A 25,113-nucleotide genomic window follows, 5' to 3' on the forward strand; every position below is an offset into this window, starting at 1 on the left:
GTCCGAACCACTACCGGCCGTCCGGCACCACCAGAAACTTTTCGCCGGTCCGCATCTTGCTGTACTGCAGTACCGCGTCGCGGCGCAGCATCTCCTCCAGTGACACGCGTGCGGTGTAGTGGCTGGCGAAAGTGGTGGTGAGGTTGTTCAGCACACGCCTGCGCATCCGCATCACGGTTTCCATGCCTGCCTGTTGCAGGAAGGGTGTCAGCAGCCAGCCGGCCAGCGTCCAGCCAAACCCATACGACGGTGTCAGGATTGTTGGTGACAGGTCGAGCCGGCCATAGATGTACATCTTCTTGGGCTGGTTCGAGCCATAGCGGCTGTACTCCCGCATCTTGGAGACGGCGACCTGCTCCATCGCCTTGAAACAGCTGTCGACCGTCTTGCCGCCACCGATCGGATCGAACCCGAAATAGGCATCCGTGGCGGCGATCGCATCGCGCAGCCGGGCCATGAAGTCGTCGGCAGAGGAGTTCACCACGTGCTCCGCTCCCTGCGACTTCAGCAATTCGGCCTGTTCCGGTTTGCGCACAATGTTGACCAGCGCAATGCCGTCCTCCTGGCATATCCGGTTCAACATCTGCCCCAGGTTGGATGCGGCGGCGGCGTGGATCATCGCCGACTGACCTTCCATTCGCGCAGTTTCTGCGAACCCGAGAGCGGTCATAGGGTTGACGAAGGCGCTGGCGCCTTCCTCGGCCGAGTAGTCGCCCAGTGGCAGGCACATGGCCGCGTCGGCCAGAGCATAGTCGGAATAAGCGCTGCCCGGTACGCAGGCTACCCGCTGTCCCATCAGCTTTTGCGCCATCTCGCCTTCGCCTGCAGCGACCACCGTTCCGGCGCCCTCGTTGCCAACCGGCAACCGCTGACCATGGCGCCCTTTGCTTCCCGAATTGAACGGCTCCGGCATCCGCGCCACGATGCGGCCCGGCGAGTATTCCGCATTTTCCAGATCTGCCGGACCCAGCAGCAGGGCAAGGTCCGACGGGTTGATTGGCGCGGCTTCCATACGGACCAGCACCTGATTTCCGGTCGGCGCAGGGAAGGTGCTTTCCGCAAGTTCAACCGTGAGCGTGCCGTCGGAGGCAAGGGTGGTGAAAATCTGCTTGCCGGTGGTCATTGCGTAGGCTCCTGTTCCTGTGTCGCGTCTGTCCTCGCCGCTTTTTCGCGCGGAAGCAACTCGATCGCCAGCACGCTCAGCGCCCAGGCGGCCAGCGTCGGCTGAAGCTTGGGTAAAGGGTGGCGTGCAAACACGTGCTCCAGCACTTCAGGCATCATCGCGATCAGGAGCAAGGTGGTTGCGGAATAGAACAGCCGGTACGGACTGAACGCGAGATAGAGGATCGACACGACTGTCCCCACACTGAAAAACAGCACCACCATGTAGTCCCACGTCGGCATGTTCTCGATGCCACCCAGAATGACACCTAGAACGGCGCCGAACACCACATTGATACCGTTCGTGTTGGCACGGTATTCGCCAGCGGTCATGCGGTGACTGGTCGGCAGCTGATACCACTTGGCCATCGTCATGGTCCTTCCCCGCTGTTTATTCGTGGGGGTATAGCGCCTCCACAAAGTACAATCCATGTGGCGGCGCGTTGTAGCCCAGTTCCTGCCGGTTGCGCGCGGCCAGCGCCCCTGCCAGCCGTTCGGCCTGCCATCGGCCCATTCCCACAAGTGCCAGACAACCAACCATGCTGCGAACCTGATGGTGCAGGAAGCTGCGGGCGGCGGCCTGGACGTGCACCTCCTCTCCGATCCGCTCCACGCTCAGCCGGTCCAGAGTCTTGATCGGACTGGCGGCCTGGCAGTGCGCTGATCGAAAGGTGGTGAAATCGTGTCGCCCGACCAGCAGTTGGGCGGCCGCGTTCATGGCCTCCACGTCCAGCGGTTGCGGCACCTGCCACGCGCGGTTCCGATCCAGTGTCAGCGGCGCACGCCGGGCCGCGATGCGATACAGGTAACGGCGCCCGATACATGAAAAGCGGGCGTGCCAATCGTCTGCGACAACAATGCAGTCCGTCACGGCCACCGGCTGCGGGCGAAGGTGTGCGTTCAGCGCTTCCATCAGGCGAAAGGGAGCGATATTCTTGCCCAGGTCCAAATGACAGCGCATCGCCAGCGCGTGAACACCGCTGTCCGTCCGCCCGGCGGAATGGAGGGTCGCCTGTTCGCCTGTGACAGCGAAAGCGGCATCCTCAACCGCCGCCTGGACGGTTGGTGCCTGCTCCTGCCGCTGAAGCCCGGCGAACGGGGTCCCGTCGTATTCCAGGCTGAACGCGAAACGGGTCATGCCAGAGATGAGCCGGCCGACACCCGGCAGGCGAGAAACGGTCGCCCTGTCACTCGAACACCGTTCCCGCCGCGATTCTCCGGCCGCGCAGGAAGTCTGCCGCTGCCATGGCAGGACGTCCCGCCCGCCCGATACGCTGCACCCGCACGGCGGCATCTCCGCAGGCGACCGTCAGTTGGTCGTCCAGCACCGTGCCGGGCGGGCCATCCATGGCTACCACGGATGCGGCGAGCACCCGATACCGCTCTCCCTGATGCATGAACCACGCGCCGGGCGCTGGCGCAAAGGCGCGCACCTGTCGCTCTATGTTGGTGGCCGGCTTAGTCCAGTCGATGCGCGCTTCCGCCTTGGCGATCTTGCGAGCATAGGTTGCTTCTTGTTCGTCCTGTGGGACAGGCCGGTGGACGCTGAGATCGCGTAACGTGCCCACCATCAACTGCGCTCCGACTTCCGCCAATTCGTTCGTCAGCTCGCCCGCGTTCTTTTCCTGCGTGAGCACACGTGCACTGGCGAGCATCGGACCGGTATCCAGCCCTTCCTCCATCTGCATGATGGTGATGCCGGTAACAGGGTCGCCGGCAAGGATCGCGCGCTGGACGGGCGCCGCCCCGCGCCATCGCGGCAGCAGCGATGCGTGAACGTTGAGACAGCCATACCGCGGCGCGTCGAGGATTGGCCGGGGGAGGATCAACCCGTAGGCGGCGACCACCGCGACATCTGCCCCCAGCGCAGCGAACCGTTCCTGCTCCTCGGGCGATCTGAGGCTGGCGGGAGAATGAACGGCCAGTCCCAATGCTTCGGCTTCGCATTGCACCGGCGAGAGCTGCGGTTTCTTGCCCCGGCCGGCGGGCCGCGGCGGCTGTGTATACACGGCCAGGATCTCGTGCGCGGCATGGTGCAACGCCCTCAGCGTCGGCACCGCGAAGTCCGGTGTTCCCATGAAGATGATGCGCACTACATTACCCCTGCTCATCCCGCGCGTGTCGCCGGGGCGGCGGATAGGTCAAGCACGGCCCTTCGACAAGCGCAGGGCGAATGGAAGGGTTTGGGTTGGCATCACAAGAGATCGAAAGCTTGGCCGGTGCGCTGTCGCGCCTGCCGGGTCTGGGCCCGCGTTCGGCACGGCGGGCGGTGTTGTGGCTGGTGAAACGGCGGACGACTGCGCTGCCTGCGCTGCTGAACGCGTTGACGCAGGTAGCCGACACGCTGGTGGAATGCGGGGTTTGCGGCAACGTCGACACGCACGATCCTTGCGGTATTTGTGCCGACACACGGCGGGATGATCGATCCTTGTGCGTGGTGGAGGAGGTGGCGGACCTGTGGGCGCTTGATCGCGCGCGCCTGTTTGCGGGCAAGTATCACGTGCTTGGCGGGCGGCTGTCGGCACTGGATGGGGTCCGCCCGGAAGATCTGAGCATAGATGCTCTGCTGGGCCGGGTGGAGGCGGGGGTCGACGAGGTGGTCCTAGCCATGAACGCGACGCTGGAGGGTCAGACCACGGCGCATTATCTCGCCGAGCGGCTGGAGAACTTTCCCGTGCGGGTCACGCAGCTTGCGCATGGCCTTCCGGTGGGCGGCGAGCTGGATTACCTTGACGAGGGCACCCTCGCGCAGGCCTTGCGGGCGCGGCGCCCGGTGGCCTGAGGTTCGCGGCGGCCGCTCACCTCCACCCGGGTTGGCCGCGGCTGCAGCGTTGAATAGTTGCGGCGATGCGCCTATTCTGGCCGCATGGCCACTCATCCCATTCTCTGCGTTCCAGATCCACGGCTGAAGGAAGTCTCCAGCCCGGTCGAATCCTTTGACGACGAACTGCGCAAGCTGGTCGATGACATGTTCGAGACGATGTACGATGCTAACGGCATCGGTCTTGCCGCCATACAGATCGGGGTCTCCCGCCGGGTGCTGGTCATCGATCTGCAGCCCGAAGACCCCGACGCGGAGCCCGTTGCCTGCAATCACGACGGCCACGAGCACACGCATCAGCCGACGAAGCGGGAACCGCGGGTGTTCATCAATCCCGAGATACTCGACACGTCAGAGGAACTGGCGACCTACAACGAAGGCTGCCTCTCCATTCCGGAAATCTACGCGGAGGTTGATCGTCCGGCACGGTGCCGCGCGCGCTGGTTCGATCTCGACGGGCAGGCGCACGAGGCTGAAATGGACGGCCTGCTCGCGACGTGCCTCCAGCACGAAATGGATCATCTGAACGGCGTCCTGTTCATTGATCACCTCTCTCGGCTGAAGCGCAACATGGCGTTGAAGAAGCTGGACAAGCTGAGAAAAGCCGCCTGATCCTGACCTGACATTGCCGGCGAGCGGGCCGGAGCGATAGTGCGCTCGGTTGTGCCGTGTCGGGTCAGCATCCACAAGTAAGGCGCCGCTGGCCTTGCCTGTTCCTGGGTTCCGGCTATGTTCCGGGCATGGATGTTACAGCTTCGGCCTTGGCCTTTCTCGCTCTGATCGCCGGCGGCGCCATCGGCTGGTTTTTCGGCTCGCGCCCTGTTGCCGATTGGAAAGCGCGTTTCACCGAGCGGGACACGGAGGCCCGGGAAACGGAGGCCAGATACCTGCGCGCCTTTGCCGACGCGGAAACCGCCCGCGAACGGGCTGCCCGGGTGGAACCGCTGGAGGCGGAACTGCGCGAGGCGCGCGCCGCGCACGCCGCTGCAATGGACGGTGCGCAGGCGGAAAACCGTGCGCTGGCGGGTGAACTGGCCACGCTGAAGGAAAAGGCGGCCAACTTCGACGAACAGAAGCGTCTGCTGGTAGAGGCGCGCGAGGAACTGGTCAGAGAGTTTCAGTTGACCGGCTCGAGAGTGCTGGGGGATGCGCAGGAAAAGTTCCTCGCCTCGGCCACCGAGCGGTTTGGCAATGCCGAGAAGGCGAACAAGGAAGCGGTCGCCAATCTGCTGAAACCGGTGAGCGACCGGTTGCAGAAGTACGAAGATCAGGTGGCATCGCTGGAAGCCAAGCGTGCCGACGCGTTCAGCCAGCTGCACGGCCAGATCGAAGGGTTGCGGGCAGGGCAGGAAGAAGTCCGGCGGGAGGCGCAGCGGCTGGGCAATTCGCTGACAAACGCGCCCAAGGCGCGCGGGCGGTGGGGTGAACGGGCGCTGCAGAACCTGCTGGAACAATGCGGGCTGGCGCAGCATACCGACTTCCTGCTGGAACAATCGCTTGATACGGATGCAGGGCGGATGCGGCCCGACGCGATCGTGCGCATCCCTGGCGGCAAGGTGCTGGTGATTGACGCCAAGGTATCGCTCAACGCCTATCAGGAGGCGTTCGAGGCGACGGACGATGCCGCCCGGGCGCAGGCGCTGGACGGGCACGCGCGTTCGATGCGCAACCATGTGCAGACGCTTGGCAACAAGAGCTACCAGTCGCAGTTCGAGGACGCACCGGACTACGTGGTGATGTTCGTGCCGGGCGAACACTTCGTGGCCGCCGCGCTGGAACACGATCCGCAACTGTGGGATTTCGCGTTCGAGCGGCGCGTGCTGCTCGCCACTCCGACCAATCTTGTCGCCATCGCGCGGACGGTGGCGCAGGTCTGGCGGCAGGACGCGCTGGCGCGGGAAGCGCAGGAGATCGGCCGGATGGGCGCGGAACTGTACCACCGGCTGGCTGTCGCAGCGGGACATCTCAAGCGGATGGGGGGAGGCCTAGGCACGGCAGTTAAAAGTTATAACGACTTCGTCGGCTCTTTCGAACGCAACGTCTTGTCATCGGGGCGCCGACTGGCGGAAAAGGGTGTCGAAATTGGCAAGCGGGAGATCGACGAAGTACCGCTGGTGGAGGCGCACCCCCGCTACGACGCCGCGGACGAGCCGAAGGTGCTGCCCGCCTGGCCTGACGCAGCGGAGTAGGCATCATAGGGCAGGGGGGGGTGACAAGCGGCGCAGGGCGCTGCGCATCAGCACTCCGGGAAGTCATCATAGCGCGGCACCCGCGTCAGCTGGCAGCCGGGGCTCGGGTGCACGCCAGGACTTCGTAAGCCAGCACGGCACCGGCGACTGCTGCGTTCAGGCTGTCGGCGCGGCCAAGCATGGGTATGGTGACGCGCAGGTCGCATTCTGCTTCGTATGGCTCAGGCAAGCCCTGCGATTCATTACCGACCAGAATGAAGCAGGGTGCGCGGTAATGCGCGCCGCGGTACGGCACGGCATCTCTCAGGGAAGCGGCGACCAGCTGCCCGGCGCCGCTGCGCAGCCAGGGCAGAAAGGCGTCCCATCGGGCCCGTGCCAAGCCCACCGTGAACACGGCACCCATGCTGGCCCGCACCGCCTCGACACTGAAGGGATCGGCGCAATCGTCCAGCAGGATCAGCCCGCCCGCACCGACCGCATCCACGGTCCTCAGCATGGTGCCAAGATTGCCCGGATCACGCAGCGCCTGTGCCACCAGCCAGATCGGCGCGGCTTCGCGATCCAGAGCATCCAGCGACGTGTCCCACTCCATGAAAACGCCCGCCACCGCCTGTGGATTGTCCTTGCCCGTGATCTTGGCAAGGATGTCAGGCGTGACTTCCACGACTTCGCCGCCCGCTGCCAGCACGGTTTCCTCCAGCTCGGACAGCAGCGGGTGAGGGGTTCGCGCCCCTGCCGACACAAGTATCTCGGGCACGTGCCCACCCGCCCTTGCATCCGTCAGCAGCCGCAATCCTTCGGCGAGGAATCGCTGCGATTGCCGCCGGTGCTTCTTGTCGCGCAAGGAGCGCAGGAACTTTACCGTCGGATTGGAGAAGCCGGTGATCTGTCGGCGCATAAACCTCTGCTGCTGTCCCTTGTGACTAAACCCGCGCCCTTGCGGCGCAGGCGGCGCGCTCCACTACTAGAGCATGGTGGTCAGCGGACCGGCGCAGTGGATGAGCGAGTGGAAAACTATTCCTCGCCGAAGCCGCCTGTCACCAGCGACGCAAGCTCGTCCATCACTGCCGCCTCGTCGCCGCCATCCACGACCACTTCGATCTGGTCGCCTTTGGCCGCGCCCAGCATCATGAGGCCGAGGATCGAACCACCCGCGGACTGGTGCCCGTCCTTGGCGACCCACACCTTTGTCTCGTCCGGCAGGGTGGCGACGGCGCCGACGAATTTGGCACTGGCACGGGCATGTAGGCCGCGCTGGTTGACCACCGTCAGCGTCCGGCGCAGCACCATCAGGAAGCGGCACGTTTCGCCGAGGAACAGTCCTGCGCAAGAAACTCGGACGCGACCGTGATGTAATTGCGCCCCGCCTCCCGCGCGGTCGCGACGGCTGCGGTCACATCCATCGCCTTGCGCGCGCTGGCCAGGCGGATCAGCATGGGCAGATTGACGCCCGCGATCACCTCGACCCTGCCTGCGTCGAGCAGGGAAATCGCCAGATTCGACGGAGTGCCGCCGAACAGGTCGGTCAGCAGAATGGCGCCTTCGCCCTGATCGACCGCGGCGATGGCAGCGGCGATTTCGTCGCGGCGCTGCTCCATGTCGTCATTGGGGCCGATGCAGATGGTGGCGACGTAAGCTTGCGGCCCCACGACATGCTCCATGGCCTCGACAAAGGTGTCGGCCAGCCGGCCGTGGGTGACTAGGACCAGGCCAATCATGGGCGAAAGCCGGTTAATGGAAGAAGAAAGTGCAAGAAAACAGCCTATACCTGCGATGCGACCGCGTGTTCTTCGCTGGCGACGGCGGGCCTGGCAGGCTCCGGCAGGGCCAGATTGCGATGCCGGACAGTGGGCGAAAAACCGCGTTTGCGCAAGTGGTTGGCAAGCCGCTCTGCCGTGAAAACGGAACGGTGTTTACCCCCGGTACATCCCAGAGCGACGTTGAGGTAACTGCGTCCCTGCGCGCGGTAGAACGGAAGAAGGGTTTCAACCAGCCCCGCGATATGGGAGAACGCCGGCGCGAATGCCGGGTCGCTGGCGACGTAATCGCCCACCATTGCGTCCTGACCGGTTTGTTCGCGCAATCCATCTACCCAGTGCGGATTGGCGAGAAAGCGCACATCGAACAGAAGGTCTGCGACCGGCGGCATTCCGCGGGCAAAGCCGAAGCTGGTGATGGTGACGATCATCGGTGCCGCGCCGCTGCCATGATAGCGTTCGCGGACCAGCTGTTGCAGATCCACCTGCGTCAGACCGGTGGTGTCGATGACCTCGTCCGCTTCATTCGCCAGCGGGGCAAGCAGTTCCCGCTCCGCCGCAATCCCTTCCGCCAGGGAGCGGTCCTGCGCCAGCGGATGCCGCCGCCGCGTGACATTGAACCGCCGGATCAGTTCGCCATCCTCGCATGTGAGGAACAAGGTGGCCGGAGGGTTCCTTTCGCCAGCAGGGGACGAAAGAAGATCGGCGGGGTTGAACCCGCGCGTGCGCGCATCGATCCCCACAGCCAGGGGGATGTTGCTGCCGCTGCCAAACCCGGCAAGTTCGCCCAGCAGTGGCACCGGGAGATTGTCCACGGTTTCCCACCCGGCATCCTCCAGTGCGTGCAGCACGGTCGTCTTGCCCGCTCCGGACAGGCCGGTGACAAGCAGCAATTGCCGACCCGCTCCTTCGTCAGCGCTGGTTGCGGCATCGCCGTGGCTGGAAACCGGATTGTTCATCCTGTCACTGATGTGGCAATTTCCTGCCCGGAAGAAAAGGGCATTGCGGTACTATCTTGCAAGTCCGTGCAGGCGCAGCGCCCACTCTGCCCGCACGGCCTGAACCGCGTCCCCGGCGCGAAAGGGCAGCAGCGGCACCTGCACGTCGAGCAGGGTCCGCCGCGCCACCGTTTCCGGATAGCGGCCTGCACCGGCATCAAGCTGCAGGATCAGCGCCAATGGTGCAACGATCGCGTCAACTGTGATCAAGCCGACGTTGCGCACCTCCAGAAGTCCGGCAGTATGTGGCGGCGGCGACGCTGTGAGCCTCCCTTTGCTGCGCGACAGACGCACCCCATCGTCCCCGACCAGAACCGCGCCCCGGTCGATCAGCGCGAGAGCAAGGCTGGATTTCCCGCTGCCCGGCGGCCCGTCAAGCAGGACCGCCTGCCCGCCGATCGCGACAACCGTGACGCCGCCAAGAAGCAGATCCCCGGCTGAAGTCATGCCTTGGCGGGGCGTGGCAGGTCGAGCCGGAGGACCGCGCCGGTGTGACCATCGCTGCGGTCATGCGCGGTCAGGGTGCCGTCATGGGCTTCGGCGATCGACCGGCCAATTGCAAGGCCCAGCCCCGAATGGTTGCCGAAGCCCTCTTCGCGCGGCCGGAGCGAGTGGAACCGCTGAAAGACCTTGCTGCGCGCTTCCGCCGGAATGCCCGGCCCTTCATCAGTAACGCTCAGCACCACCCGCCTGTCCTTGGCCTCGACGCTCACTGCGACTCGGCCGCCCGAGGGTGAGAAGGACACGGCATTGTCGAGAAGGTTGGTGATGACCCGCTCCAGCCGGGCGGGAACGCCCATCACCCTGTGCGGCCCTGCGTCGACCTGCACGACGACATGCACATCGTCGTTGAGATGGCGGCTTTCTCTCGCCGCAACCACGGCGCGGGCAAGTGCCGCCAGATCGACTTCCTCGAACGTCGCGCGCGACAGTTCGGCGTCGACGCGGCTGGCTTCGGAAATGTCCGTGATCAGCCGGTCGATCCGGCGCACATCGTGTTCGGCGATCGCCAGCAGTTGCCGGCCGAGTTCGGGGTCCTTGACCTTGCCCAGTGACTCCACCGCACTGCGCAAGGAGGCAAGCGGGTTCTTGATTTCGTGCGCAACGTCCGCGGCGAAGCTTTCCACCGCGTCGATCCTTTGGCGCAGAGCGCTGGACATGTCCGACACTGCGCGGGCGAGCAGACCGATCTCGTCCCGGCGCTCGGCGAAACGGGGCACCTCCACCAATCGCTCGCGACCCTGGCGGACGCGGATTGCCGCCTGCACAAGTTCGCGCAGCGGCGTGACGATCGTGCGCGCCAGATAAAGCGCCAGCATGGCGGACAGGAGCAGCGCGCCGAACACGACCACAAACACCTGCTGGCGCGCTTCCCGCACGGCGACTGTGATGTCCACCGGATTACGGGTGGTCAGCAGAGTCTCACCGTCAAGCCCGACGGGTGCCGCGGCCGTGATCACGTGCGTACCGTCGGGCGCGTCGCGCAGCACGATCTGCGTCAGACTATCGCTGCGCGCGCGGCGCAGTTCGGGCCAGGCGTTCGCGTCGCGCGAGTCGGTGTCGTGATAGTCCGGAAGAGAAGGTGCCCCGACCAGCCAGTCAAACGCCCGGTCTAGCGCGCGGGTCACGGGTCCATCGCCGGCCTGATCGTCGGGATCCGCAATCACGAAGGAAGGGGGTGCCAACTCGAAGCTGTCTGCCTTCAGCTGACCGTCCGCATCGTAGAGCCGCAGACGCAGTCGCTGTTCCTTGCCGATCTGGATCAGCAGTGCTTCCTGCCGGGCGCGGCTGGCGCCGGCGAGCGCTTCAGCGGTGATCTGCGCTTCGATGAGGGCGAGGTTGAACCGTTCTTCCAGCAGCTGTTTGCGATAGGCATCGACAAATATGAGGCCGCCACCCAAAATCGCCAGCGGCAGCACATTGACGATGAGTATGCGGCCCGTGACGGACAGCCGCCGGGACCAGCGCAGCCGATCGAGGCGCGGATCGTCAAGCAAGGCGGTCTTGCGACCCTCTGCCTTGATCGGTTCAGTCATCCAGGAAGCTGTATCCTGCCCCGTACAGCGTCTCTATGGCGGCGAAATCAGGATCGACGAGGCGAAACTTGCGCCTGATTCGCTTGATGTGGCTGTCGATGGTCCGGTCGTCGCCATAGCTGTCGTCCGGATAGGCTGCGTCGAGCAACTGGGCGCGTGTCTTGATGACGCCGGGCCGTTCGGCCAGGGCCTCAAGGATCAGGAACTCCGTCACGGTTAGCGCAACAGGCTTGTTGTCCCAAGTGACATGGTGCCGCTCCGCATCCATCAGCAGCCGGCCTGCCTGCAGAGAGTCCTGCGGCTTTTCAGGAGACGAGCGGAGCGGTGCCGCCTCGGGTCGCCGCGCATCCGTGCGGCGCAGAACGGCGCGGATGCGCGCGAGCAGCAGGCGGAGGCTGAACGGCTTGGCCAGGTAGTCGTCGGCGCCGATCTCGAACCCGGCTTCCTCGTCTTCTTCGGCGTCTTTGCTGGTTAAGAAGATAACCGGCAGGTCGGAAAACCGGCGCAGCCGCCGCAGCAGCTCCATGCCGTCCATCTGCGGCATCTTGATGTCGAACACGGCGAGATCGGGCGGATCGGCCCTCAGTGCCTCCAGCGCCGATTCACCATCGACATAGATGCGGGTGATGAACCCTTCAGACTGGAGCGCGATGGACACCGTGGTGAGGATGTTGCGATCGTCATCGACCAGCGCGATCACCCGCTGCGGACCAGCCGCCGTTTGGTCGCCGGCAAATGTTGATAGGGTGGACTGCTCCTGTGCCATGCTGGATGACTACGGATAAAGCCCCGTGCTGACAACAACGCCGTACGTGCCGGCCCATCTTGCAGCAAGCCCCCTGTCGCAACCTCGCTCACGGCCCACTTGCCAGTTTGACGTAGGCTGAACAGCGCTTTACCAGCCACGGGAAAGATGAAGCGCATACGAATGCGCGAGCAGGAGACTTTGCCGTGACCCTTGCCACCTCCCTCGCCGACCAGGGCTTTGCCACAAGAGCCGAGGTTTTTGCGAACCTGCTGTCGCCGCAGCTTGTGGAACATGCCGTTCGTCGCGGCGAGGGGAAGGTCGCCAAGAGCGGACCGCTGGTCGTCACGACGGGCAAGCACACGGGGCGCAGCGCCAAGGATAAGTTCATCGTCCGCGATGCGGAAACCGAAGGCACCGTATGGTGGGACAACAACGCCTCCATGCAGCCGGAACACTTCGCCGCCCTGAAGGAAGATTTTCTTGCCGCCCTGGCGGAGAAGGAAACGCTGTATGTGGCCGACCTGTTCGGCGGATCGCAGCCGGAACACCGCGTCAACGTCCGGGTCATCAACGAGCTTGCCTGGCACAACATGTTCATCCGCACGATGCTGGTACGGCCCACGCCGGACGAACTGGATGATTTCACGCCGGAATACACGATCATCGATTTGCCGAGCTTCCGCGCTGACCCTGCCCGGCACGGGTGCCGCACGGAAACGGTGATTGCGGTGAACCTGTCCGAGCGGCTAATCCTGATCGGCGGAACCGAGTACGCCGGCGAAATGAAGAAGAGCGTTTTCGGGGTGCTCAACTACCTGCTGCCGGCACAGGGCGTGATGCCCATGCACTGTTCGGCCAACATCGGTCCCGATCACAAGACTGCCGTGTTCTTCGGCCTGTCCGGCACCGGCAAGACGACCCTGTCGGCGGATGCCAGTCGCACGCTGATCGGCGATGACGAGCATGGCTGGTCAGACACCGCCGTTTTCAACTTCGAAGGCGGCTGTTATGCCAAAATGATCCGCCTGTCCGAAGAGGCTGAACCGGAGATCTATGCGACCACGCGCATGGCCGACACCGTGCTCGAAAACGTGGTCATGGATGCCGATGGCAACATTGATCTCGACGACAATTCCCTGACCGAGAACACGCGCGGTGCCTATCCCCTGTCATCGATCCCGAACACTTCGGAAAAGAACCTCGGGCCGCCGCCCAGCAACATCATCATGCTGACGGCGGACGCATTCGGCGTGCTTCCTCCCATCGCGCGGCTGACGCCGGACCAGGCGATGTACCACTTCCTGTCCGGCTACACCGCCAAGGTGGCGGGGACGGAAATCGGCGTCACCGAACCGGAAGCAACCTTTTCCACGTGCTTCGGCGCACCGTTCATGCCGCGCCATCCCAGCGTGTATGGCAACCTCCTGAAAGAGCGGATCGCCAAGGGGCACGTGCAGTGCTGGCTCCTCAACACCGGCTGGACGGGCGGCAAGTACGGCGTGGGCAGCCGGATGCCGATCAAGGCGACCCGGGCTCTGCTGAACGCGGCGCTCGACGGGTCGCTGAACGATGCGGAGTTCCGCAAGGATCCCAACTTCGGCTTTGAAGTACCCGTTTCGCTGCCGGCGCTGGAGAGCACGGGCATCGACCCGGCTATTCTCGATCCTCGGTCGACCTGGGCCGATGGTGAGGAATACGATCGCACCGCGCAGCGGCTGGTGCAACTGTTTGTCGACAACTTCCGCCCCTTTGCCGAACATGTGGACGAAGGTGTACGGCAGGCCGCTCCGCAAGCCGCCTGACCAGCCATCCTGACGCTGGACGCCGGCTGCAGAACCCGGCTCCAGCGTTTGCGGCTAAACGTTCTCGGCCGATGAGCTCCTCCGCGAGCTGTAAGTCAGGGTAACGGGGCCGCTACTCGGTGCCTGCGCCGACAGCCGCTTCCGCGGCCCGGTTCGCTTCAGCGAGAACAGGGGCGGGATCGAATGGTTCACCCTCCGGCGCCTGTTCCATTGCCCGGATCAGCGAGGCTGCGGTGGCCGCAAACCTCCCGCCGTGCGGATCGCCCGCTATTGGGGACAGGCTGCTGATGGCGATGGCGATCTTCCCCTCGCTTGCCTGCATCAATCCTGCCTCGAACCACAGACCCTGATCGAAGGGCGCCAGTTCCGCAGCGCGCTCCAGGGCATGCCGAGCCGTCTCGGTAGGTTCCATGCCGCGCGCCGTGAAGCTGCGATAGTAGTAGATCAGCGGTAGCGGATGATCGTTTTCCAGCCGGTTGAGCTGGGTAAATGGGCCCATCGCCGCCTTGTAAGCCGTGTCTGCGTTTTCGGCCTCGGCAGCTTGGCGGAACAGCGCGTAGCCTTTCTGCACATAGGCGTTCGTCACTTTAGGGTCGAGCGCGATGGCTCGATCGGCGGCGGCGATGGCGCGCGCATCATCTCCCGCGTCGTATTCGGCTTCCGCCAAGGCCGCTTGCGCTTGCGCATCGTTGGGAAAGCGGGCGGCAATTTGCCGAGCTTCGCTGACGATCTTGGCTGCTTCCTCCCGGTTCACACCCTTCTGCGAACGGATGATCAGGGGCATCACTGCCGCATGACCTTCACTCAACGGCCGCACCGTTACAGCAGCCGGCGGCGGCAACATGTCCGGGGTCAGATTGAACGCCATCATCCGCCGCGACTTGGCGTAGCGGTCGAGATCCTTGTCCAGCTGCTTCAGGTCGCCAAACGCCGCCTGCGCCGCGTTTAGCGCGGTCATGCCACCCATCAGGTGCCGGATGTAGGCGGCCATCTGCCCCTTGCGGTCATCGGAAAAGAACAGGTAATGGTACAGCAGCCACGCCCGGCCATAGAACGCGTCGTAGACCGTCCTCTTCTTCGCGTTGTAGAGATCGCTGTCCAGCAGTTCACCGATGGGCACTTCGGCGGCGTACCGCAGCTCTGCGGCCCGGTGGATCGCGGGTCGGCCGACAGAGACGTTGCCAGAATTGGGAAACTGCGCGGAAGAGAAGAATTCCGCCGCCCCTTCGCTCATCCAGCGGGGCATGGCAAAGCGCGATTGCGAGATAAGGAAGTGGTGGGCGTATTCGTGCAGCAGCGTCTGCATCGACGGATCCAGTTCGCTGCGGTTGATCTTAACATCCTGTACATAGGCGCGTGAAGAACCGGCGCGCGGAATATAAAAACCCTGCAGGTAGTGGTCGCCACCTGCCAGCCGGCGCAGATCGCGCGCATTGCCCACGGCAAAGATGACGAGGCGATTGGACGGGCTGACATCCTTCATCGCCCGCCCTGTCAGCAGCTCAAGGGCAGCGTGATAGCTCTCCAGCAGCCTGGCAAACTCCTCGACGTCCTCTGGCCGGTCGTCGGCATAGATGACGAAGTGGTCCGTCTGTGCCTCGTGCCAGCGTGCCTGCAACGGCGCGGCAACGAGCAGAAGAAGAACCGGCCAAAGGGCTCTGGCCGAACGGGAAAGGAGCAGCCGCATGCAGTTGACCTGTGACAAGGAACGTTTCGGCGATGATGCCACCCGCCGCGTTCAAGTCAATGACGGCTAACCCCTCATCCGCGTGACCCAGCCCCCGCCACGAACCGCTGCACATTGCGCGCCATGACATCGAGCGGTGCATTTCCGCCCAGAACCACCGCGTCATTGAACGCCCGCACATCGTAGGCGGCGCCCAGTTGCTGTTCTGCCCACGCGCGCTTGCGCACGATTTCGCTGTGGCCGACCTTGTAGCCGCACGCCTGTCCGGGCCAGCTGCAATAGCGATCGACTTCGCTCTCGACTTCTTCGCGTTTCGAGCCGTTTTCCTCCACAAAGAAGTTCACCGCTTGCGCCCGGCTCCACCCCTTGTCGTGCAGCCCCGTGTCCACGACCATCCGGCAGGCGCGGAAGGCAAGCGCCTGAAGATAGCCGAGCCGGCCGACCGGGTCGCCATCATAGGCGCCAAGCTCGTCGGCCAGCTGCTGTCCATACAGCGCCCAGCCTTCGCTGAACGCGTTGAAGGCGAGGATCGACCGGATCAGCGGCAGCCGGTTGGAATATTCTCCCTCCCACACGTGACCGGGGATCGTCTCATGGAAGGTCAGATCGGGCAGGTCGTATTTACGATGCAGGTCAGTTGTCCGCAGGTTGATCCACATCCGTCCCGGAATGCTGCCGTCCTTGCTGCCCGCGCCGCCGTAGGCGGCCGGCGCGCCGGGTTCTTCGGCGAGCGGCAGTCGGCGCACTTCCAGATTGGGACTGACCAGGGTGTTGAAGGCGCGCGGCATCTGCGCGGTGATCCAGGCGATCCGGTCCTGGATGAACGCCATGATCTCCGCGCGCCCTGCATCTCCCTCGGCAAACTTGTAGCGCGGGTCGCGCGACAGCGCCTGCATGCGTTCACCGACAGAGCCGCTGGTATAGCCGATCTGGCGCAGGATCGGCTCCATGCGGCCATGCAACGCACGCAGTTCTTCCAGTCCTTGTCGGTGCACTTCGTCCGGTGTCATCGGGGTGGTGGTGCTGGCCCGCAAGGCCCAGCCATACCATTCCTCTCCGCGCGGCCGCGCCCGCATACCCGGATCGGACGTGGCCACCGCGCGCTGCGCCCGCAACTCTGCAAGCTGCCGCTGCAGGGCTGGCACCACGCCGGACGTGGTTGCCGCCTGCACGCGGGCTGCCCAGCCGCCCGCCAGACCGGCTTCGTCCAGCTTGCCCGCCAGCGAACTGGTGAAGGGTTCGCCCGTGCCGGCGGCGGCAATCGTCGCCTCCATCTGCGCGATGGCCTTGTCGAGCAGGAACGCCGGCGGCACGACACCCATTTGACGCGCGCTGCGAATACGCTCCAGTTCACCGTCGAGAACGGCGGGCAAGGCTTCGATGCGGTCCACGAATGCCTCTGCATCGGCTTCGTTGTTGACCGGATGAGTGGAGTCCATGAAGCGAGGCATGTCGATATAGCTGCCGACGTTCTGGATGACGACATAGGGCGCATTCCGCCAACTGCCGACGGCCACGTCGCCGTAGGGCAGGGCAAAACCGTCGAGAGCCGTGACGTAGGCGCTCTCGACAACCTCCAGACTGGTCAGCGTGTCGGCGTCCAGCCCGGTGCGCGAAAACGCCCGCACGTCCGCCAGATCGCGGCGCAGGCGGTCGGCGTAGGCGGCCTGCCCTGCCGGGGATTGATCCTCCAGCCGTCCGCGCAACGCTGCATAGCGGCCAGCATCCACGCCCAGTGCAGTCGCCCGCTCCGGCTCGTGTTCAAGCAGGTTGAAGGCGATCTGATCAAGGAACTGGTCCGGCGCCGCCGGCGCATTGGCGACCGATACGGCCCGCGCGCAGCCACTCAATGCAATGGCGGAAGCGGCGCCAAGCCCCGCGAGGGCTTGCCGCCGGGTGAGTGTCAGTGTGGAAGACGTCATGGCGGCATGGTGTGCTGCCGCCATGACGCCAAGTCAATCGGGGGTCTTCAGTCAGTCAGACTGGCAGGCACCTTTCCGCCGTTCTTCGCCAGTTCCTGCATCACGCGCTTGTGCAGCCAGATGTTTTCCTCGGCCTTGCCTGAATAGTCCGTGTCGCCAAGTTCCGTCGCCAGTTCCTTGCGATTTTCATAGCTGGGATCGATGCCGACGAGCTTCATCAGGTCGACCACCGAAGTGCGCCAGTTCAGCTTGTCCGCCCCGGTCATTCCGTCAAGCCGCCGCTCCACATCCACATCGGACATCACCTGCGGCTCGGCGCCCGGCGCGTAGCTGATGTTTGTCTTGGGGAAATTCCCGGCCGATCCGGCCGGGGCGACTGCACCCGCTCGCGAAGGGGTGGATGGCTGACTGGATGCCGCGGTCTTGCTGCCGCTCTTGTCGCCGCCGCCGAAAATGGCGTTTTTGATCTTGCCGAATATACTCATGGAAGTGCTCCTGTTTTCTCCAGCCAAAGCGGCCGGAGTGCGGCAAGGTTCCATAGTTCGTTGCGCCTCTGCTCGCCGCGCTCTAGCATGACGGGCCAATGATCAACGTGGTGCTTTCAATCCTCATGCTGGCCGCGATTGCGCTGCTTGCGGGGGCTTTCCTGCTATGGCGCAGGACCGGGAATCTCAAACAGCCGCTGCTTATGGTGCTGCTCGCGGTGATTGCGGTCGTCAATGTGGCGATCTGGACCGTCCCGGCGGCAGATGGGTCGGCGCCGCTCGACCAGCTGAGGGCGAGCGGCACGGACTAGCGGCCTGGCTCAGTCCGGCAGGCGCCAGACGACCGCATTTTCATACGTGCCAGCTACTGGATTGCCGGCCCCGTCGCGTGATGGCGTGAAGCTCGCGCGCCGTTGAACGAGGGTGCAGGTCGCGTCGTCGAGCGCCTGATGGCCGGTCGAACGGGTGATTTCGCAATTCGTGACCCGTCCCTGCGGGCTGATCGACAGGCGGAAGCGAGCAGTGCCGGTCAAACCTTCACTGATCCAGCGCGACCGGTAATCCTGCGGCGTGATCCAGCTGCCCGGTTCGCCGCGGGGAATGGGGCGGGTGGGTTGTACCATGGGCGATGCCGTAGGCGTGGGCAGCACGACCGGGAACTCGTTCGTCATACCCGGTGATGCGCCGCCAGAGGAAACCACTATCGATCCGCTGCCCGTCATCGGCTCACTAGGCGGGAGCGCGGGGCTAGCAGGAGCCGTCAAAGGTTTGGCCGGTTTCGGAACAAAGACTTCGGAACGCGGCGGCACCTTTGGGTCTGGCTGCATCTCTTTAGGCGCTGGAGGTGGCGGCAAAGGCACGTACACCGGTCGCGCCTCGAAACGAGGAGGTGGCGGCGCGATCACGCCAGTGACCGTCAGCCCGGAAATCAGCAGCGCACCAATCGCGCCATGGATTGCCACAACGGTCGCGATCGCCCTGGGATCGGCCCGGCTAGCGGTATTGTCGAGATAAGCCATCAGCACTCTCCTTGTCCCATGCACCGATCTATCGTCGGCTGCATTTCTGCAATGTTACAACATAACCAGCAGAATACAAGCGGGAGAGAAACAGCACGGCCGCAGGGCAACCGTGCCTAGTAATCAGCTTGTTACTTGATGGGGCAGGCAGGGTCCATGCGGAAGTTCAGGTAATTGTTCACCGACCGCATCAGATCGTCCATCTCATTCTCGAAGAAATGGTTGGCGCGCGGGATTTCGTCGTGGTGAACGGTGATGTGCTTCTGCGTGCGCAGCTTCTCGACCAGCTTGCCCACCGAGGGGGGCGGTACGACACTATCCTGCGCGCCGTGCACGAAGATGCCGCTGGCCGGGCATGGCGCGAGGAAGGTGAAGTCGTACATGGACGCGGGCGCCGACACCGAGATCCAGCCCCGGATTTCGGGTCGCCGCATCAGCAGTTGCATGCCGATCAGCGCGCCGAAGCTGACCCCGGCGACCCAGGTGGTCTGCGCTTCCGGGTGGATCGACTGCACCCAATCGAGGGCGGCGGCGGCGTCTGACAGTTCGCCCACACCGTTGTCGAAACTGCCCTGGCTGCGGCCCACGCCGCGAAAGTTGAAGCGCAAGGTGGCAAAGCCGCGTTCCACGAAAGTCTTGTAGAGAGCTTGCGTGATCCTCTCGTTCATGGTGCCGCCGCCATGCGGATGGGGGTGCAGGATCATGGCGACCGGCGCACGGGAGCGCGGCGGAGGAGAGAAACGGCCTTCTAGGCGGCCTTCGGGACCGGGGAAGATTACGGAGGGCATGCTGGCGAGTTACTCGTGCGATGTGGAAGGCGGCTGGCGGCCGCTGGTCGCCGCGCTATATAGGGGTTTTTGCCCGTTTCGCAATTCTTCTGCTGGACCGTTGAACCTGCCGCGCATCTATCTCGACCATGCTGCGACCACTCCGCTGCACCCGGCGGCGCGTGCTGCGGTGGAGGAAGGGTTGCGCCTGTGGGCCAACCCTTCTTCTCCCCATGCGGAAGGGCGGGCTGCAAGACGGGTTCTGGAAGACGCGCGAGAGCGAATTAAGGCGTCGCTGCACTGGAAAGGCGAGGTGATCTTCACCTCCGGCGCCAGCGAAGCGGCCGCGCTGGCGCTTGGCCGCGAGGTTTCGCAGCGGCGCCGGTTCGTCAGCGCGGTGGAGCATGACGCGGTATTCGGCGCGGCTCCCGGCGCTCAGGTGATGCCCTTGACGACAGGGAGGCCCGACTTTGCCGGAACCGAACAGGCGATGGCCGCGGTCCAGCACGTGAACTCCGAAACCGGCACCATTCTGCTGACGGGCGGCAGACAGGACGACTCCCGCTGCATTCTGCTTGCCGACTGTGCGCAAAGTGCCGGGAAGTTGCCTTTACCCGATGCTGAGATGGCCATCGTGTCGGCGCACAAGTTCGGTGGGCCGGTCGGGATAGGGGCGTTGCTGGTGCGGGATTACGCGATGCTGGAGCCGTCAGGAGGGCACGAGCGGGGTTATCGCCGCGGAACCGAGAATCTCCCGGGCATCCTCGGCATGGCAGCCGCTCTGGAGGCAGGTGGGCTCGACCGCTGGGCCACCACCGAAGCGGAGCGCTGGGCTTTTGGCGATGCACTGGGAGAGGTGCTGGCGCCGGGCGCGCAGTGTTCCTGGATATTTGCCGCCGTACACCCGACGCTTGGCGCGCAGGCCGTGCTGATCCGGCTGGACGCGGCGGGGTTCGCGATATCTGCAGGCAGTGCGTGTTCGTCCGGCACGCTGAAGCCCAGCCGGGCTCTTACAGGGTTTGGCGTGGTGCCCGACGTCGCGCGGCGCACCGTCCGGATAAGCCTGGGCTGGAACACGACAGCTAAGGAACTGGAGCGCTTCGTCGATGCCTGGCAGGCTCTTTCCCGATGAACATGCCCGCAGGCAAGCACGCCGGCCTGCACCCAGGGCTTCGACACGGGCCTTCCAGGCGGGTAGTGGCGAGCAGATGATCTATCTCGATTATCAGGCAACCACACCGCTCGCCCCGGAAGCGCGCGAGGCGATGTTGCGCTGGCTGGATGGACCAGGAGGCGATGGCTTCGGAAATCCGCATTCGCCCCACCGCATGGGGCGCATGGCCGCTGCCGCTGTCGAACTGGCGCGGGAACAGGTGGCGGCGCTGCTTCCGCCGGGAGGCAGAGTTGTTTTCACCAGCGGCGCCACTGAAGCCATAAATCTGGCGATGCGCGGGTTCGCTGCACCGGGCGCCCGTCCTGCTATCGCAGTGAGCGCGATCGAGCATGCCGCGGTCCTCGACACCGCCGGAGCTGTCGGCGAAACGGAAATCTGGCCGGTCGACGAAGAAGGTTTGGTCGATCCGGGCCACCGGCTTGCCGTTCGGCCGCAGCTTGTCGCCATCATGCAGGTGAACAACGAGATTGGGGTGGTGCAGCCGATGGCGGAAGTCAGCCGCCGGGCGCAGGACATGGGCGCCCTGCTTCTGATCGACGCGGTGCAGGCGGCTGGCAAGCTGGAAGTGCCCACTGCCGACTTCATCGTTGTGTCGGCTCACAAGCTGCATGGACCCAAAGGTGTGGGTGCGCTGTGGGTGCGCGATGGCGTCGAACTGCACACGGTCAGCACCGGGGGCGGCCAGGAAGGAGTGCGCTCCGGCACGCTCAGCCCTGCGCTTTGCGCCGGTTTCGGCGCTGCGGCGAAGGTTGCGTTGGAACAGAGGCAGACAGACGCGAAGCACGTCGCCGCGTTGTTCAACCGGGCGCGCGAACTGTTCGCCGGGTGGGCGTGGAACGGCAGCCGCGAGGAGCGGTGGCGGGGAAACATCAACATCCGCCGCGCCGGTCTGGACGTCGCTCGTCTGATGAGCGACTGCCGCCAGGTAATGTTCTCGGCCGGTTCTGCCTGCGCCAGCGGGTCGGGGCGAACCAGCCATGTGCTCAAGGCAATCGGCCTTGCCGAAGCCGACGCAAAATCGTCCATTCGCCTCGGCTTCGGCCGCTATACCTCTCTTGCTGAGCTGGAAGAGGCAGCGGAGTTGATAAACGCCGCGGCGCAGGCACAGGAGGCATGATGCCGCTGATCCGCTTCACTATCCGCGGTGACACCGAAATCGTGGTTCAGGCCGAACCTGGCGACAACCTGCTGCGCGCGGCGCAGGCAGCGGGCATCCCGCTGGAGGGCACTTGCGAAGGGCAGATGGCGTGTTCCACCTGCCATGTGATCGTCGCGCCGGAGTGGTTCGGGCGGTTGCCTCCGGCGTCGGAGGATGAGGAGGACATGCTCGACCTTGCCGCCGGTGCCTGCCGGACCAGCCGCCTGTCGTGTCAGATCGAGGTTACGGAAGCCATGGACGGCATGGCATTGCACGTTCCTCGCGAAGCGCGAGACATGCGTAAACCCTAGCTGCGCCGCCGCTCCGGGAAGCGTAAGTGCCGACGATCAAGCCACCTAACTCGGCAGCGGACCGGCCGCAAACTGCAACAGTATCGGCGGGGGGGTGAGACGGACGTCACCGTCTCACCCCGACAGTGGTTTGCGCTACGCCTGCTCTGGCACCCGCTCATTTTGCAGCATCTGGGCAAGTGCCTCACTGAAAGCGGGAATGTCGTCCGGATTGCGGCTGGTGATGATCTTGCCATCCACCGCGACTTCCTGATCCACCACATTGGCGCCGGCATTGCGCAAGTCGGTGCGGATGGATGGCCAGCTGGTCACGGTCTTTCCCTGCACCATGCCTGCTTCCACCAGCAGCCACGGTCCATGACAGATCGCCGCCACCGGCTTGTCCGCGCTGGCGAAATCCTTCACCAGCTGCACCGCCTTGTCGTTCATGCGCAGCTTGTCCGGGTTGATCTGCCCCCCGGGCAGCAGCAGCGCATCGTAATCGGCTGCGCTCACCTCATCGACGGTCTTGTCCACGGGAACGCTCTTGCCCCAATCGTCCTCGTTCCACCCCTTGATTTCGCCGCCTTCCGGGCTGACGACATGGGTGGTAAACCCTTGCTCCTCGAGCAGTTGCTTCGGTTTGAGAAGTTCCGACTGCTCAAACCCATCGGTCGCCAGGATCATGATTGTTTTGGCCATACTGTCCTCTTGTCTGGTGTTGCAGTCGTTAACGGTTGAGCGGACATCGCTGTTCCTTGGCCCGTCGCCCGTGATTGTCGCCTTGCCGACGGGATGCTAGGGCGCACACCATGCCCACCAAGGATACGACCGCCGGCGGCGATCCGTTCGACGCCATCATCGACGCGCCATTCGATGCCGCCCTGTCGGAACGCTATCTGGTATATGCCCTGTCGACCATCACCGCCCGGTCGTTGCCGGACCTGCGCGACGGGCTGAAACCGGTACACCGCCGGCTGCTGTGGGCGATGCGTCAGCTCAAGCTTAATCCGACCGACGCGTTCAAGAAATCGGCCCGTGTGGTGGGCGACGTGATCGGCAAATACCATCCGCACGGCGACGCCAGCGTGTATGATGCGATGGTCCGCCTCGCGCAGGATTTCGCCCTGCGTTATCCCCTGGTGGAGGGGCAGGGGAATTTCGGCAACATCGATGGCGATAATGCGGCGGCCTACCGGTACACCGAAGCGCGGCTGACCCGCACGGCCCTGCGGTTGATGGAAGGGCTGGACGAAGGCACGGTCGACTTCATCCCGACCTACAACGGCGAGGAGCAGGAGCCGGAAATCTTCCCCGGCCTGTTCCCCAACCTGCTGGCCAACGGTGCCAGCGGGATTGCAGTCGGCATGGCCACCAACATCCCGTCGCACAACGTTGCGGAAATCGTGGACGCGACCCTGGCTGTCATCGACCAGCCGGCGATCGAGCACGCGAAGTTGATGGAATTGTTCCACGGTCCGGATTTTGCCACCGGCGGGCTGGTCGTCGACAGCCCGGCCGCCATAGCCCATGCCTATGAAATCGGGCGCGGCAGCTTCCGGGTGCGCGGCCGGTTTCACGCCGCCGAAGGGCGCAGCGACGCCGATCGCGAGGCCGGCATAGAACGGCTGGGTGGCGGGCAGTGGCAGCTGGTCATTTCCGAAATCCCGTATCAGGTGCAGAAGGGCAAGCTGATCGAACAGATCGCGGGCCTGATCGCCGACAAGAAGCTGCCCATCCTGGAGGATGTGCGCGACGAATCCGACGAAGCGATCCGCATCGTGCTGGTGCCGCGCAGCCGGAACATAGAGCCGGAACTGCTGAAAGAGAGCATCTACAAACTGACCGACATGGAGGTTCGTTTCGGCCTGAACCTCAACGTGCTCGACGCGACGCGCACGCCCATGGTTCTGGGACTGAAGGAGCTGCTGGAACACTGGATCATCAGCCAGATCGACATCCTCCAGCGGCGCAGTCGGCACCGCCTGGACCAGATCGCCCGACGGCTTGAACTGGTCGAAGGCTATATCATCGCGTTCCTCAATCTCGACCGCGTGATCGCCATCATCAGGACAGAGGACGAGCCCAAACCGGTTCTCATGGCCGAGTTCGAGCTGACCGACCGTCAGGCCGAGGCTATTCTCAACATGCGGCTGCGCAGCTTGCGCAAGCTGGAGGAGATGGAACTGCGGCGGGAGCAGGAGGCGCTGCTGAAAGAACGGGGAGAACTGCAGGAACTGCTCGACGACCCCAGAAAGCAGAAGCGGCGTCTGAAGCGTGACCTGGTTCGTTTACGCAAGGAATACGCCGAGAACACGGTACTGGGCCGCCGCCGCACGACCATCGCGGAGGCCGCACCCGCGGTCGAGTTCAACATGGACTCCATGATCGAACGGGAGCCGCTGACCATCATCCTGTCGCAGAAGGGATGGATCAAGGCGGCGCGCGGTCACGTGGAACTTAATGGAGATTTCAAGTTCAAGGAAGGCGACGGTCCGGCCTTTGCGCTGCATGGCCAGACGACCGACAAATTGATCATTGCCACCGATCAAGGCCGCTTCTTCACCCTTCGCTGTGACCGGTTGCCGGGCGCGCGCGGGTTCGGGGAACCGGTCCGTGCCATGCTCGACCTGGAGCCGGAAGCGCAGATCGTCGCAGCCCTGCTGTACCGCGCCGACTCGCTGTTGCTGCTGGCATCGTCCAGCGGAAAGGGATTTGCAGCCAAGATGAGCGATCTCCTGGCCGAAACCCGCAAAGGTCGACAGGTGGTCAACGTCAAGGACGGCAAGCTGGCTGTGGTGCGCCCGATGCTGCCCGAACACGACCACATCGCGGTGACGGGTGACAACCGCAAGCTGGTTGTCTTCAACCGGGACGAACTGCCGGTGATGGAACGCGGGCAGGGGGTGCAGTTGCAGCGTTACCGCGACGGCGGATTGGCGGACGCGGTCAGCTTCAGGCTGGAGGAAGGTCTCAGCTGGAAGATGGGCGGCAAGGGTGACCGCACCCGAACCGAGACGGAGATGTGGCAGTGGAAGGTCGCCCGCGGCGGGACTGGCCGAATGCCGCCGCAGGGATTTCCGCGCGACAACAAGTTCGATTGATGCGCCCGGGCGATT

Annotated in this window: 26 protein-coding genes; 9 read left to right on the forward strand and 17 right to left on the reverse strand. The window is 64.4% G+C overall.

From position 1 onward, the window contains the following. Positions 1-10: 10 nt before the first annotated feature. The 4 genes from LHJ54_RS06505 to fmt are packed head-to-tail and all read right to left on the reverse strand — an operon-like array spanning position 11 to position 3,254. A complete protein-coding gene (locus LHJ54_RS06505; protein WP_228243095.1) occupies positions 11-1,123 on the reverse strand; it encodes a zinc-binding dehydrogenase in 1,113 nt (370 codons plus the stop codon). Then, on the reverse strand, positions 1,120-1,530 hold the full coding sequence (locus LHJ54_RS06510; protein ID WP_228243096.1) for a hypothetical protein: 411 nt from the start codon (positions 1,528-1,530) through the stop codon (positions 1,120-1,122). The genes LHJ54_RS06505 and LHJ54_RS06510 overlap by 4 nt, the downstream gene beginning before the upstream one ends. Before the next feature lie 22 nt (positions 1,531-1,552). Continuing rightward, the gene (gene truA / locus LHJ54_RS06515) at positions 1,553-2,299 is read right to left on the reverse strand and encodes a tRNA pseudouridine(38-40) synthase TruA (protein WP_228243097.1); all 747 of its coding nucleotides are present in this window, start codon (positions 2,297-2,299) and stop codon (positions 1,553-1,555) included. Between the two features lie 49 nt (positions 2,300-2,348). Then, positions 2,349-3,254 carry a methionyl-tRNA formyltransferase gene (gene fmt / locus LHJ54_RS06520; protein ID WP_228244318.1) on the reverse strand — a complete coding sequence of 302 codons (906 nt, stop codon included), beginning with the start codon at positions 3,252-3,254 and terminating at the stop codon, positions 2,349-2,351. A gap of 95 nt (positions 3,255-3,349) precedes the next feature. Here fmt and recR point away from each other — a divergent pair, with 95 nt between their 5' ends. The 3 genes from recR to LHJ54_RS06535 all read left to right on the forward strand — a co-directional run bounded on the left by recR (position 3,350) and on the right by LHJ54_RS06535 (position 6,171). Continuing rightward, positions 3,350-3,943 carry a recombination mediator RecR gene (gene recR / locus LHJ54_RS06525; RefSeq protein ID WP_228243098.1) on the forward strand — a complete coding sequence of 198 codons (594 nt, stop codon included), beginning with the start codon at positions 3,350-3,352 and terminating at the stop codon, positions 3,941-3,943. A gap of 84 nt (positions 3,944-4,027) precedes the next feature. Further along, positions 4,028-4,594, forward strand: a complete 567-nt coding sequence (def, locus tag LHJ54_RS06530; RefSeq protein ID WP_228243099.1) for a peptide deformylase — start codon at positions 4,028-4,030, stop codon at positions 4,592-4,594. A 128-nt stretch (positions 4,595-4,722) separates the two neighbouring features. Then, on the forward strand, positions 4,723-6,171 hold the full coding sequence (locus LHJ54_RS06535; protein WP_228243100.1) for a DNA recombination protein RmuC: 1,449 nt from the start codon (positions 4,723-4,725) through the stop codon (positions 6,169-6,171). An 85-nt stretch (positions 6,172-6,256) separates the two neighbouring features. Here LHJ54_RS06535 and LHJ54_RS06540 read toward each other — a convergent pair whose 3' ends face one another. From LHJ54_RS06540 to LHJ54_RS06570, 7 genes are all read right to left on the reverse strand, one after another. Further along, a complete protein-coding gene (locus LHJ54_RS06540; RefSeq protein WP_228243101.1) occupies positions 6,257-7,069 on the reverse strand; it encodes an RNA methyltransferase in 813 nt (270 codons plus the stop codon). 116 nt (positions 7,070-7,185) lie between these two features. Next, positions 7,186-7,464 carry an HPr family phosphocarrier protein gene (locus tag LHJ54_RS06545; RefSeq protein WP_228244319.1) on the reverse strand — a complete coding sequence of 93 codons (279 nt, stop codon included), beginning with the start codon at positions 7,462-7,464 and terminating at the stop codon, positions 7,186-7,188. Continuing rightward, entirely contained in the window at positions 7,461-7,889 is a 429-nt protein-coding gene (locus LHJ54_RS06550; RefSeq protein WP_228243102.1) for a PTS sugar transporter subunit IIA, read from the reverse strand. Before LHJ54_RS06550 ends, LHJ54_RS06545 begins: the two co-directional genes overlap by 4 nt. A 44-nt stretch (positions 7,890-7,933) precedes the next feature. After that, positions 7,934-8,887 (reverse strand): RNase adapter RapZ, encoded by a 954-nt coding sequence (gene rapZ / locus LHJ54_RS06555; RefSeq protein ID WP_228243103.1) that lies wholly within the window; start codon positions 8,885-8,887, stop codon positions 7,934-7,936. 51 nt (positions 8,888-8,938) lie between these two features. Beyond that, entirely contained in the window at positions 8,939-9,373 is a 435-nt protein-coding gene (locus LHJ54_RS06560) for an HPr kinase/phosphorylase (RefSeq protein ID WP_228243104.1), read from the reverse strand. After that, the gene (locus LHJ54_RS06565; RefSeq protein WP_228243105.1) at positions 9,370-10,962 is read right to left on the reverse strand and encodes a stimulus-sensing domain-containing protein; all 1,593 of its coding nucleotides are present in this window, start codon (positions 10,960-10,962) and stop codon (positions 9,370-9,372) included. Before LHJ54_RS06565 ends, LHJ54_RS06560 begins: the two co-directional genes overlap by 4 nt. After that, a complete protein-coding gene (locus tag LHJ54_RS06570; protein WP_228243106.1) occupies positions 10,955-11,728 on the reverse strand; it encodes a response regulator transcription factor in 774 nt (257 codons plus the stop codon). The genes LHJ54_RS06565 and LHJ54_RS06570 overlap by 8 nt, the downstream gene beginning before the upstream one ends. 185 nt (positions 11,729-11,913) lie before the next feature. Here LHJ54_RS06570 and LHJ54_RS06575 point away from each other — a divergent pair, with 185 nt between their 5' ends. Then, a complete protein-coding gene (locus LHJ54_RS06575; RefSeq protein WP_228243107.1) occupies positions 11,914-13,512 on the forward strand; it encodes a phosphoenolpyruvate carboxykinase in 1,599 nt (532 codons plus the stop codon). Between the two features lie 112 nt (positions 13,513-13,624). Here LHJ54_RS06575 and LHJ54_RS06580 read toward each other — a convergent pair whose 3' ends face one another. From LHJ54_RS06580 to LHJ54_RS06590, 3 genes are all read right to left on the reverse strand, one after another. Continuing rightward, complete coding sequence (locus tag LHJ54_RS06580) at positions 13,625-15,199, reverse strand: DUF1570 domain-containing protein (RefSeq protein ID WP_228243108.1); 1,575 nt, start codon at positions 15,197-15,199, stop codon at positions 13,625-13,627. A 74-nt stretch (positions 15,200-15,273) separates the two neighbouring features. After that, complete coding sequence (locus LHJ54_RS06585; RefSeq protein WP_228243109.1) at positions 15,274-17,121, reverse strand: DUF885 family protein; 1,848 nt, start codon at positions 17,119-17,121, stop codon at positions 15,274-15,276. 47 nt (positions 17,122-17,168) lie between these two features. After that, positions 17,169-17,606 (reverse strand): DUF3597 domain-containing protein, encoded by a 438-nt coding sequence (locus LHJ54_RS06590; protein ID WP_228243110.1) that lies wholly within the window; start codon positions 17,604-17,606, stop codon positions 17,169-17,171. A 98-nt stretch (positions 17,607-17,704) separates the two neighbouring features. Between LHJ54_RS06590 and LHJ54_RS06595 the strand changes: the two genes are divergently transcribed. Further along, a complete protein-coding gene (locus LHJ54_RS06595) occupies positions 17,705-17,917 on the forward strand; it encodes a hypothetical protein (RefSeq protein ID WP_228243111.1) in 213 nt (70 codons plus the stop codon). A gap of 9 nt (positions 17,918-17,926) precedes the next feature. Here the strand turns inward: LHJ54_RS06595 and LHJ54_RS06600 are convergent, their stop codons facing one another. Then, positions 17,927-18,625 carry an energy transducer TonB gene (locus LHJ54_RS06600; protein ID WP_228243112.1) on the reverse strand — a complete coding sequence of 233 codons (699 nt, stop codon included), beginning with the start codon at positions 18,623-18,625 and terminating at the stop codon, positions 17,927-17,929. A 131-nt stretch (positions 18,626-18,756) separates the two neighbouring features. Then, on the reverse strand, positions 18,757-19,413 hold the full coding sequence (locus LHJ54_RS06605) for an alpha/beta hydrolase (RefSeq protein WP_228243113.1): 657 nt from the start codon (positions 19,411-19,413) through the stop codon (positions 18,757-18,759). Between the two features lie 100 nt (positions 19,414-19,513). Between LHJ54_RS06605 and LHJ54_RS06610 the strand changes: the two genes are divergently transcribed. From LHJ54_RS06610 to LHJ54_RS06620, 3 genes are all read left to right on the forward strand, one after another. Next, positions 19,514-20,524 (forward strand): cysteine desulfurase family protein, encoded by a 1,011-nt coding sequence (locus tag LHJ54_RS06610; protein ID WP_228244320.1) that lies wholly within the window; start codon positions 19,514-19,516, stop codon positions 20,522-20,524. Between the two features lie 76 nt (positions 20,525-20,600). Continuing rightward, a complete protein-coding gene (locus LHJ54_RS06615) occupies positions 20,601-21,683 on the forward strand; it encodes a cysteine desulfurase family protein (RefSeq protein WP_228243114.1) in 1,083 nt (360 codons plus the stop codon). Continuing rightward, a complete protein-coding gene (locus LHJ54_RS06620; RefSeq protein ID WP_228243115.1) occupies positions 21,680-22,015 on the forward strand; it encodes a 2Fe-2S iron-sulfur cluster-binding protein in 336 nt (111 codons plus the stop codon). The genes LHJ54_RS06615 and LHJ54_RS06620 overlap by 4 nt, the downstream gene beginning before the upstream one ends. A 135-nt stretch (positions 22,016-22,150) precedes the next feature. On the opposite strand, the gene LHJ54_RS06625 is transcribed toward LHJ54_RS06620, so the two are convergent. Beyond that, positions 22,151-22,696: a type 1 glutamine amidotransferase domain-containing protein gene (locus LHJ54_RS06625; RefSeq protein WP_228243116.1), complete on the reverse strand. Its 546-nt coding sequence runs from the start codon at positions 22,694-22,696 to the stop codon at positions 22,151-22,153. 110 nt (positions 22,697-22,806) lie between these two features. Between LHJ54_RS06625 and parC the strand changes: the two genes are divergently transcribed. Continuing rightward, the gene (gene parC / locus LHJ54_RS06630; protein WP_228243117.1) at positions 22,807-25,098 is read left to right on the forward strand and encodes a DNA topoisomerase IV subunit A; all 2,292 of its coding nucleotides are present in this window, start codon (positions 22,807-22,809) and stop codon (positions 25,096-25,098) included. The last annotated feature ends 15 nt before the right edge of the window (positions 25,099-25,113 follow it).

It is taken from the genome of Porphyrobacter sp. GA68, from assembly GCF_022605525.1.
Lineage (GTDB): Bacteria > Pseudomonadota > Alphaproteobacteria > Sphingomonadales > Sphingomonadaceae > Qipengyuania_B.

Coding starts and splice junctions, on each gene's coding strand:
- LHJ54_RS06625 (WP_228243116.1), bottom strand. CDS start 22,696: ATGGCCAAAACAATCATGATCCTGGCGACCGATGGGTTTGAGCAGTCG.
- LHJ54_RS06505 (WP_228243095.1), bottom strand. CDS start 1,123: ATGACCACCGGCAAGCAGATTTTCACCACCCTTGCCTCCGACGGCACG.
- LHJ54_RS06570 (WP_228243106.1), bottom strand. CDS start 11,728: ATGGCACAGGAGCAGTCCACCCTATCAACATTTGCCGGCGACCAAACG.
- LHJ54_RS06560 (WP_228243104.1), bottom strand. CDS start 9,373: ATGACTTCAGCCGGGGATCTGCTTCTTGGCGGCGTCACGGTTGTCGCG.
- LHJ54_RS06590 (WP_228243110.1), bottom strand. CDS start 17,606: ATGAGTATATTCGGCAAGATCAAAAACGCCATTTTCGGCGGCGGCGAC.
- LHJ54_RS06620 (WP_228243115.1), top strand. CDS start 21,680: ATGATGCCGCTGATCCGCTTCACTATCCGCGGTGACACCGAAATCGTG.
- def (WP_228243099.1), top strand. CDS start 4,028: ATGGCCACTCATCCCATTCTCTGCGTTCCAGATCCACGGCTGAAGGAA.
- rapZ (WP_228243103.1), bottom strand. CDS start 8,887: ATGAACAATCCGGTTTCCAGCCACGGCGATGCCGCAACCAGCGCTGAC.
- LHJ54_RS06510 (WP_228243096.1), bottom strand. CDS start 1,530: ATGGCCAAGTGGTATCAGCTGCCGACCAGTCACCGCATGACCGCTGGC.
- LHJ54_RS06605 (WP_228243113.1), bottom strand. CDS start 19,413: ATGCCCTCCGTAATCTTCCCCGGTCCCGAAGGCCGCCTAGAAGGCCGT.
- truA (WP_228243097.1), bottom strand. CDS start 2,299: ATGACCCGTTTCGCGTTCAGCCTGGAATACGACGGGACCCCGTTCGCC.
- LHJ54_RS06600 (WP_228243112.1), bottom strand. CDS start 18,625: ATGGCTTATCTCGACAATACCGCTAGCCGGGCCGATCCCAGGGCGATC.
- LHJ54_RS06565 (WP_228243105.1), bottom strand. CDS start 10,962: ATGACTGAACCGATCAAGGCAGAGGGTCGCAAGACCGCCTTGCTTGAC.
- LHJ54_RS06595 (WP_228243111.1), top strand. CDS start 17,705: ATGATCAACGTGGTGCTTTCAATCCTCATGCTGGCCGCGATTGCGCTG.
- LHJ54_RS06580 (WP_228243108.1), bottom strand. CDS start 15,199: ATGCGGCTGCTCCTTTCCCGTTCGGCCAGAGCCCTTTGGCCGGTTCTT.
- LHJ54_RS06535 (WP_228243100.1), top strand. CDS start 4,723: ATGGATGTTACAGCTTCGGCCTTGGCCTTTCTCGCTCTGATCGCCGGC.
- LHJ54_RS06585 (WP_228243109.1), bottom strand. CDS start 17,121: ATGACGTCTTCCACACTGACACTCACCCGGCGGCAAGCCCTCGCGGGG.
- parC (WP_228243117.1), top strand. CDS start 22,807: ATGCCCACCAAGGATACGACCGCCGGCGGCGATCCGTTCGACGCCATC.
- LHJ54_RS06550 (WP_228243102.1), bottom strand. CDS start 7,889: ATGATTGGCCTGGTCCTAGTCACCCACGGCCGGCTGGCCGACACCTTT.
- LHJ54_RS06615 (WP_228243114.1), top strand. CDS start 20,601: ATGATCTATCTCGATTATCAGGCAACCACACCGCTCGCCCCGGAAGCG.
- LHJ54_RS06540 (WP_228243101.1), bottom strand. CDS start 7,069: ATGCGCCGACAGATCACCGGCTTCTCCAATCCGACGGTAAAGTTCCTG.